The following is an 8,995-nucleotide window of genomic DNA, read 5'->3' on the forward strand; positions in this document are numbered from 1 at the left end:
TCGACTTTGGTGGTGCCTTTCCTGGCAAGTGGCGTCGTGTGCGACCGGAGCCCGTGGCGTGCCGGGTCGTGGAATACCTCTAATGAGTGGTGGCTGGCCTGTGGCGTAGCTGACAGGCTGGTGCCGGCCCCGTCGGTGTGACTCTTGGAATAACTGCCCTGCGCTCGATTGCGGTGGCTTGCCTGCGACCTGTCCGCCGTGCGTGCGTGGTGACTTAGCTCCGACTTGTCCGCTCTGGGGCCGGTGCCGGCTTGCCCGTTCCAGTGGCTTGATAGAAGGTTGCCCGCCTTAGTGGTGTGGCTCGTTAGAGGTCTGCCCTGCAACGACTCCGCGGCCGGTGTTGTCTGTCGGAGATTGAGGAGGACAAGATGCCTGTCGTGGCAGAGCAGTATGCACGGGTGGTTGGCGTCGACACCCACGCCCGTACCCACACGTACGTGACCATTGACGCGATCACCGGCCGAGTGATCGGGGAGGCCACTTTCCCGACGTCGCCGCCGGGAATCCGCAGAGCGATCGCCTGGATGACCCGCAATGGACAGGGCGAGGTGCTCGCCGCGATCGAGGGCACGAACACTTACGGCGCGACGCTCGTCGCTGCGCTGCGGACCGCGGGGATTGCACTGACAGAGGTGCATCCGCCTAAGCGCGCGGAGCGCACGCGCGGCAAGTCCGACGCTATCGATGCGGAAGCGGCGGCGCGGACCGCGCTCGCACAAGAAGTCGGCCTGCTGATCGTGCCCCGCGAGGGGAAGATGCGTTCGGCGCTGCGGGTGCTGTTGATGTCGAGACGCAGCATGGACACTCGCCGCACCGCGGACCGCAACGCACTGACCGCGCTGCTGCGCTCGATCGACCTCGGCATCGACGCTCGAAGGCCGCTCACGGCACGTCAGATCAGCGTTATCGCCGGGTGGCGAGCTCGACCGACCGACGACATCGAATTGCATTATGCCCGCGTTGAGGCGACCCGGCTGGCGCGGGACAGTCTGCAACTCACCGCTGCGCTGCGACACAACCGTGACCAGCTTCAGGAGCTGGACGCAGCGCTGGCGCCAGGGCTGCTCGAGCGCTGGGGCGTCGGCCCGATCACAGCCGCGGTGTTCCTCACCGCCTGGTCACACCCGGGCCGTATCCGCTCCGAGGCGGTGTTTGCCAGCCTCGCCGGCGCCGCGCCGATCCCCGCCTCCAGCGGCAACACCATCCGCTATCGCCTGAACCGGCAAGGAGATCGCCAGCTGAACCGGGCACTCGACGTGGTCGCGAAATCCCGCCTCGCCACACACGCCGAGACCCGCGCATATGCGAAACGACGTCTCGTGGAAGGGAAATCGGATGCCGAGATCCGCCGTATCCTCAAGCGCTACATCGCACGTCAGATCCACCGCGAGCTCACCTCAATCTTCTCCCTCGCTCCGACAATCAGCGATCATGCGGGCGGGGTCACGGCCTTGCGTCCGGTGCCGCCGTGCTCCTCTTCCGCACCCTCGAGTTTGTGGTGGATCTCGGTCACGGCCTTATAGACCAGGAAGAGGCCACCCGCGATGAGGATGAGATCCTTCCACGAGAACCCGAGCCCCCACAGCACGAAGATCTCTTCCTTGAGCGTGATGATCCAACCGGCGAAGAGCACCAGGATCACGCGGATCACCATCGCCAGCGTCAGGCCGAGGTTGCGGGCCTTGGCCTGCTGCTCCTTCGGCAGCTTGGACGCGAGGATCGAGATGAAGATGACGTTGTCGACGCCGAGCACCACCTCGAGGACGAACAGCGTCAGGAACACGGCGATCAGATCGGGCGTGAAAGCGAAGGAGAAGTCCACGCGGCTATCGTATGCGGCCGTGTCCACAGGGCCGCTGAGACGGCGCTCCTGGGGATGGCCCCCGAACATGCTGGGGATCGTCACCCTATTCCCCCGCGGCCATATGCACCTGCGTAGTGTGGGCCCTAGCGATCGGCATCCGCCTGTGGCTCCGCGTCGACCCGGCGGTCGGCATCCGACCAGAGCAGGTGCGATCATCGCCACCATCACTGTTGTCGCACCTGAGGCTGCCCGTCTGGGCCCGGTCCGACAGACCTATGCCGGCACCGAGACCTTCCCGCCCGTCGCACGGGCGTACACCGAGGTCTCCCAGGTCGTTCGCGAGACCGGCCTGCTGCAGCGTGCGCGCTGGTTCTACGCGATCGTCGGCGGCGCGATCCTGCTCGCCCTCGGCGGCGCGATCACGGGCTTCATCCTGCTCGGCGACACCTGGTACCAGCTGCTCATCGCCGCCGCGCTCGGCATCATCTTCACGCAGGTCGCCTTCCTCGCCCACGAGGCCGCGCACCGGCAGATCCTGGTGTCGGGACCGTCGAACGACCGTCTCGGGCGGTTCCTCGCCGCGGGCGTCGTGGGCATCAGCCTCTCGTGGTGGAACAACAAGCACAATCGCCACCACGCCAACCCGAACCGCGTGGGCAAGGACCCCGACATCGAGGTCGACACCATCCGGTTCCTCGAAGAGGATGCCGCGAAGGTGGGCCGTCTCGGCGCGCTGATCACCCGCAAGCAGGGATGGCTCTTCTTCCCGCTGCTGACGCTCGAGGGCTTGAACCTTCACGCGCTGGGCCTCAAGCACCTCTTCTCGCGCGGCGAGGTGAAGGGCCGCTGGATCGAGCTCTCGCTGATCGCGCTGCGCTTCTCGCTGTACCTGACCCCGCTCTTCCTGTTCCTGCCGATCGGCATGGCGTTCGCCTTCCTCGGCGTGCAGCTGGCCGTCTTCGGCGTCTACATGGGCGCCTCGTTCGCACCGAACCACAAGGGGATGCCGATCATCGCGGCCGACGCGAAGCTCGACTTCTTCTCGAAGCAGGTGCGCACCTCGCGCAACATCCGCGGCGGCTGGTGGGCGACCGCCCTCATGGGCGGCCTCAACTACCAGGTCGAGCACCACCTCTTCCCGAGCATGGCGCGGCCGTACCTCTCCAAGACCCGCGAGATCGTCATGGAGCAGTGCCGCACGCGCGGCGTGCCCTACACCGAGACGACGCTCCTGCGGTCGTACGGCATCGTCATCGAGTACCTCAACCGCGTCGGCCTCTCGGCCCGCGACCCGTTCGACTGCCCCATGGTGAACCGGTTCCGCGGCGCCTGAGCAGACACGCACGAAAGCGGGGGACGGATGCTGCGGCATCCGTCCCCCGCTTCAGTGTGGTCGCCGCGCGAGGGCCGATCAGTCGAGCATCTCGCGCAGGCGGGCGGCGAAGCCCGCCGGGTCGCCGGGGAACCCCGGCTGATCCGTGAAGCCGGCGTGGTGGCTGGGGAATTCGGTCACCTCCACGTCGAGCGCCGCCGCGACCGCGCGGGCGCCGCGCGCGGGGAGTGTGTCGCCCGACTCGACGCCCACCGCGATGACGAGTCGGTCACCGAGGCCGCGCAGGGCTTCCGCGTCGACCCGGTACTCGATGATCGCCGGCATGTTCCGCAGCAGCGGGTTCGTCCGCGTGCCGTCGTCGACGGCCGACATCCCGAACAGGGCCGGGTCCGGCGCCGGCTGCTCGAGGTAGTCGTCGGGCACCGGCCCGTCGAGCATCACGAACGGGATGAACTTGGCCATCGCCGCCCCGTCGCCCTGCGCGGCGTAGGTGCGCTTCATGTCGGCGATCACCGCGAGCACCCCCTCACGGTCGGGCAGGTCCGCCGCGAGCGGCGGCTCGTGCACCACCGCGACGCGAACGTCCTCCGGGTGGGCGGCGAGCAGGCCCAGCAGATTCACCGCTCCGCCGCTCGTGCCGAACGCGTCCACCGGGCCGACGCCGAGCGCCGCGATGACGCGATGCAGATCGTCCGCGTGCCGCTCGACGCTGATGTCGCCGGTGCCGACAGGGTTGCGCCCGGCTCCGCGCGGGTCGTAGGTCACGACCGGGCGATCTGCGAAATGCCCGGCGAGCATCTCGAGACCGGTCGCATCCATGGGGGCGGCGAAGAGGAAGAGCGCCGGCGTCTCGACGCTCGCCGTGGCGAGGTCTCCGTGCACGTCGTAGGTGATCGCGTCGTCACCCGCGCCCACGACGTGGGTGACGACGGTGCGTTCGGTGGTGTTCTGGGTCATGTCATGCTCCGCGCGCCGAGGTCAGACCCCGGCGAGCACGCCCTCGAGGCGGCTGTAGCTGGCCTCCATGCCGTCGGTCATACCGGTGGCGAGCACGATGTCGCGCGTCTCCTTGTCGGGGTACTCGATCAGCAGCGTGATGAGGGTCGCGCCGTCCTCCTCGTACAGGTTGAGGTCGTTGAGCGTCGACGGGTACTCCGTGCCGGTCATGTGCTCGGTGGTGACCGCGCGGCGCGGCGCCTCCGACAGCAGCGTCTCGCCGTCGAACCCGAAGGCCTCGCCCTCGCCGCCCTCCACGGGCTCCCACTGGTAGCGGTAGCGACCGCCGACGTTCGGGTCGACCTCGCATACCGACATCCGCCAGCCGTCCGGTCCGAGCATCCACTTCTCGAGAAGCTCGGGCTCCTGGTGCGCGCGCCAGACGAGATCGATCGGCCCCTCGATGAGCCGCGTGATCCGGACGTGGGTGTCGTCGAGGATCTCGGTCTGGGTGCCCTTGCCGGCGGCGTACGCCCGCAAGCCTTCGAGCACGCGGTCGAGCTGGTTGACCGCCATCGTGGCGCCCTCGATCATCCCCATGCCGACGACCTGCTCCAGAGCCTCGGCTGAGGTGAAGTACGTGACGTTGCGCAGCTGCGACCCCTGCGCGGTGCCGTCGAAGTTGAACACCATGCGCGAGACGGGGAGGTCGGTGTTCGGCGTGCCGTTCTCGTCGGCGAAGGCGTCGAGCACCTCGAACGAGCGCGGCTCGGCCACGGAGAGGAACTCCCACGAGCCATACGACTTCTCGCCGCGCGGACTGGTCATGTGGTACACCGCGCGGCCGCCGGGCGCGAAGTCGAACGAGGTGAAGGTGGCGGGCCAGCCGGGAGGTCCCCAGAAGCGCTCGAGCTGGCGCGGGTCGGTGAACGCGTCCCAGACCCGCTCGACGGGCGCGGCGAACTCCGCCGTGAGCGTCATGGTGAGCGCTTCGGGGTCGGTGGTGACATCGGTGACGGGCATCTCATACTCCTTGCGTGTCGGTCTTGTCGGTGCTGTCGGGGTCATCGGCGGGTGATTCAGGGGCTGTGGCCGGTGCGGCCAGCAGCGCGTCGAGCCGGTCGATGCGCGACCGCCACATCTCCTCGTAGCGGGCGAGGAGCGCCCGTGCCCGGGCGATCATCGTGGGATCCGCTCGGACGAGACGCTCGCGGCCCTCGGCGCGCTTGATGATGAGGCCCGCGGCCTCGAGCACGGCGACGTGCTTCTGCACCGCGGCGAACGACATGTCGTAGTCGTGCGCCAGCGCCGAGACCGAGAGCTCGCCCTCGATCGTGCGGCGCAGGATGTCGCGCCGCGTGGACGTGGCGAGTGCGTGGAACACGCGGTCGATGTCATCATCGCTGAGCTCAATTCCTACAACCATTTGGTTGTAGGTTACGACTGGTCGAGGTCGCCGTCAACCCCCTCTCACGCCGAATAGACTGGACGGGTCCGGCATCCCCCGAAATTTCTGGAGCTGAGCCGCGTGACCACCCCCTCTTCGACCGCTGTCGCCGATACCGTCGAGAACGCCACCGCCACGCCGGAGAAGGAGCAGCCGTACGCGGCGCTCGGTCTCAAGCCCGATGAGTACGACCGCATCCGCGAGATCCTCGGCCGCCGCCCCACGTCGGGCGAGCTGGCGATGTACTCCGTGATGTGGTCGGAGCACTGCTCCTACAAGTCCTCGAAGATCTACCTCCGCAAGTTCGGCGAGAAGGTCTCGGACGAGATGAAGGAACGGCTCATGGTCGGCATGGGCCAGAACGCCGGTGTCGTCGACATTGGCGAGGGCTGGGCGGTGACCTTCAAGGTCGAGTCGCACAACCACCCGAGCTACATCGAGCCGTTCCAGGGCGCCGCCACCGGCGTCGGCGGCATCGTCCGCGACATCATCTCGATGGGCGCTCGTCCGGTCGCGGTGATGGACCAGCTGCGATTCGGCGCCGTCGACAACCCCGACACCGCGCGCGTCGTGCACGGCGTCGTCTCCGGCATCTCGTTCTACGGCAACTGCCTGGGCCTGCCCAACATCGGCGGCGAGACCGTGTTCGACGCGGTCTACCAGGGCAACCCGCTCGTCAACGCGCTGGCGGTCGGCGTGCTGCGCCACGAAGACCTCAAGCTCGCCAACGCCACCGGGGCCGGCAACAAGGTCGTCCTCTTCGGCGCCCGCACCGGCGGCGACGGCATCGGCGGGGCATCCATCCTCGCCTCCGACACGTTCGCCGACGGCGGTCCGACCAAGCGCCCCGCGGTGCAGGTCGGCGACCCCTTCGCCGAGAAGGTGCTCATCGAGTGCTGCCTCGAGCTCTACCGCGACGAGCTCGTCGAGGCCATTCAGGACCTCGGTGCCGCCGGCATCTCGTGCGCCACCTCGGAGCTCGCCGCCAACGGCGGTTCGGGCATGCGCGTCGACCTCGAGAACGTGCTGCTGCGCGACCCCTCTCTCACGCCGGAGGAGATCCTCATGAGCGAGAGCCAGGAACGCATGATGGCGATCGTCGCGCCCGAGAAGCTCGACGCCTTCCTCGAGGTCGTCGGCAAGTGGGACGTCGAGACCTCTGTGCTCGGCGAGGTCACCGGCGACGGACGCCTGCAGATCTTCTGGCACGGCGAGGAGATCGTGAACGTGGACCCCTCGACGGTCGCCGTCGACGGCCCCGTGTACGAGCGCCCCGTGGCGTACCCCACCTGGATCGACGCGCTGCGCGACGACTCGGCATCCGCTCTCCCCCGTCCGACCGACGCCGAGACGCTTCGCGACCAGTTCACGCGGCTCGTGGCGAGCCCCAACCTCGCCGACACGTCGTGGGTGACGAACCAGTACGACTACTACGTCATGGGCAACACGGCGCTCTCGTTCCCCGACGACGCCGGCATGATCCGCGTCGACGAGAACTCGGGCCTCGGCTTCGCGATCGCCACCGACTGCAACGGCCGCTACTGCCAGCTCGACCCGTACCAGGGCGCGAAGCTCGCCCTCGCCGAGGCGTATCGCAACGTCGCCGTCAGCGGCGCCGTGCCGACGGCGGTCACCGACTGCCTCAACTTCGGCTCGCCCGAGAACCCCGAGGTCATGTGGCAGTTCTCGCAGGCCGTGGACGGCCTGTCGGACGGATGCCTCGAGCTCGGCGTCCCCGTCACCGGCGGCAACGTCTCGTTCTACAACCAGACCGGCGACCAGCCGATCTTCCCGACGCCCGTCGTGGGCGTGCTCGGGATCATCGACGACGTCGCGCGCCGCATCCCGTCGGGCTGGCAGGACGCGGGCGAGAACATCTACCTCCTCGGCGTCACCTCGACCGAGCTCTCGGGCTCGCAGTGGGCCGGCACGATCCACGGGCACCTGGGCGGTCGCCCGCCGGCGGTCGACCTCGGCCAGGAGAAGAAGCTCGCCGAGCTGCTGCACGCGGCCGGTCAGCAGTCGCTCGTCTCGTCGGCGCACGACCTGTCGTCGGGCGGGCTCGCGCAGACGCTCGCGGAAGCCGTCATGCGTTTCGGCGTCGGCGCGCGGGTGTGGCTGAACGAGATCCAGGAGCGGGACGGAGTGGATGCCGCGACCGCGCTGTTCTCGGAGTCGACGGGCCGCGTCATCGTGACGGTGCCGCGTGAGGACGACGTGAAGTTCCGCGGGCTGTGCGACGGTCGGGGCTACCCGGTGCTGCGCATCGGCGTGACCGACGCCGCCGCGGACGGCGACGAGCCGGCGCTCGAGGTGCAGGGGCTGTTCACGCTGCCGCTCGCCGAGCTGCGCCGGCTGTCGACGTCGACTCTTCCCGACGCCTTCGGCCCGATCATCACCGAGCACACCGCCTGACTCCGACGCGAACTCCGGTGATCGGCTCATACGCACGATCCCGGCTCAGCACACGAGCCGGTCTCGCGCGGATGCGCCGACGTGGTGTGCGCCCGGCGTCACCCTAGGATGGGACGCATGGCGCCGGAAGAGGACGAGTACAGCGGTTTCAACGACACCCGGCAGCGGCGCGTCAAGATCATCGCGTGGGTGACGATCGTCGCCCTCATCCTCGTCGGCGGCGGCGCCACGGTCTTCGCGCTCCTCTTCGGCTGACCCGTCCCGGGTCGCCCCGCACGGACTTCGCAGGGCCTCACGGGTGCCGCAGCCTCTGCCCGCGATCCCGCGCGGTTCTGCGGTGCCGGCGCGGGTGTCAGGAGATTCCCGGCGACAACCGCGCTATATCGCGATTACCATGGCACCGTGGAGCCGATCCTCCTGATCATGGCGAGTTGGTGGTGGATCGCTCCGGCCGCCGCCGGCGCCGGAGCGGCGACCTATGCCGGCCTGACGACACGCAGCCGCCGAGCCCGAAGGCTCGAGCTCGATGCCGCGCGCCAGGAGGAATCCCTCGCCTACCGCGAGCTCGTCGCGGCGAAGGCGCGCGTGCGCACCGCGAGCGCCGACATGATGACCGCGAAATCCCGCACAGGTGCCCCCGCCTTCCAGACGGGCGATGCGCGCCGTGAGCTGCTGGCCGCCAAGCAGGCCGAGAAGACGGCCTCGCTCGCACTGCGGGCGAGCCGGTCCCGCGTGAAGGCGGGCTACGCCCAGTACCGGGCCGCGACGGCGCGCGATCCCCTGCCCATCGACCGCCTGTACGCCGCACATGACGCGATCAACACGCGGTGGCTCGCGTACGAGACGGACGTCGACAAGGCGCTCGCGTATCCGCAGATGACCGACGTGCGGCATCCCGCCACCCTCGCGTTCCTGCGCGCGCAGCGCGAGGCGCTCGCCCAGCGCCCGACGCTGCGGGAGCGCGCGACGCCCGAGCAGTACCTCGAGTACCGCGCGGCGGTGCGTCATCTCGAGTCCACGTTCGACGAGGCCGAGCGCCAGGCCGGGGTCGCCGGAGCCG

At 69.0% G+C, this 8,995-nt stretch carries 8 protein-coding genes and 1 pseudogene; 5 read left to right on the forward strand and 4 right to left on the reverse strand.

The features are described 5' to 3' along the window. Nucleotides 1–368 precede the first annotated feature (368 nt). A pseudogene (locus tag VIP82_RS22855) lies at nt 369–1,394 on the forward strand (IS110 family RNA-guided transposase); the annotation flags it as partial. A gap of 35 nt (nt 1,395–1,429) precedes the next feature. Here VIP82_RS22855 and VIP82_RS22860 read toward each other — a convergent pair. Beyond that, nucleotides 1,430–1,822, reverse strand: a complete 393-nt coding sequence (locus VIP82_RS22860) for a TerC family protein (RefSeq protein WP_331912907.1) — start codon at nt 1,820–1,822, stop codon at nt 1,430–1,432. 196 nt (nt 1,823–2,018) lie between these two features. Between VIP82_RS22860 and VIP82_RS22865 the strand changes: the two genes are divergently transcribed. Beyond that, on the forward strand, nt 2,019–3,137 hold the full coding sequence (locus tag VIP82_RS22865) for a fatty acid desaturase family protein (RefSeq protein ID WP_331912923.1): 1,119 nt from the start codon (nt 2,019–2,021) through the stop codon (nt 3,135–3,137). A 78-nt stretch (nt 3,138–3,215) separates the two neighbouring features. On the opposite strand, the gene VIP82_RS22870 is transcribed toward VIP82_RS22865, so the two are convergent. From VIP82_RS22870 to VIP82_RS22880, 3 genes are read right to left on the reverse strand one after another with little or no spacing between them, the layout of a single operon-like run. Continuing rightward, a complete protein-coding gene (locus tag VIP82_RS22870) occupies nt 3,216–4,094 on the reverse strand; it encodes an alpha/beta fold hydrolase (RefSeq protein ID WP_331912909.1) in 879 nt (292 codons plus the stop codon). A gap of 21 nt (nt 4,095–4,115) precedes the next feature. Further along, nucleotides 4,116–5,096 carry an SRPBCC family protein gene (locus VIP82_RS22875; RefSeq protein WP_331912911.1) on the reverse strand — a complete coding sequence of 327 codons (981 nt, stop codon included), beginning with the start codon at nt 5,094–5,096 and terminating at the stop codon, nt 4,116–4,118. A 1-nt stretch (nt 5,097) separates the two neighbouring features. Then, nucleotides 5,098–5,499: an ArsR/SmtB family transcription factor gene (locus VIP82_RS22880; RefSeq protein WP_331912913.1), complete on the reverse strand. Its 402-nt coding sequence runs from the start codon at nt 5,497–5,499 to the stop codon at nt 5,098–5,100. A gap of 102 nt (nt 5,500–5,601) precedes the next feature. On the opposite strand from VIP82_RS22880, the gene purL reads away from it, so the two are divergent. The 3 genes from purL to VIP82_RS22895 all read left to right on the forward strand — a co-directional run. Then, entirely contained in the window at nt 5,602–7,935 is a 2,334-nt protein-coding gene (gene purL / locus VIP82_RS22885) for a phosphoribosylformylglycinamidine synthase subunit PurL (RefSeq protein ID WP_331912915.1), read from the forward strand. Nucleotides 7,936–8,052: 117 nt separating this feature from the next. Further along, nucleotides 8,053–8,190 carry a hypothetical protein gene (locus VIP82_RS22890; protein WP_331912917.1) on the forward strand — a complete coding sequence of 46 codons (138 nt, stop codon included), beginning with the start codon at nt 8,053–8,055 and terminating at the stop codon, nt 8,188–8,190. A 147-nt stretch (nt 8,191–8,337) separates the two neighbouring features. Beyond that, nucleotides 8,338–8,995, forward strand: a 658-nt coding sequence (locus tag VIP82_RS22895; RefSeq protein ID WP_331912919.1) for a hypothetical protein, incomplete at its 3' end; no start/stop codon positions are given.

Source organism: Microbacterium sp. (assembly GCF_036566905.1).
Lineage (GTDB): Bacteria > Actinomycetota > Actinomycetes > Actinomycetales > Microbacteriaceae > Microbacterium.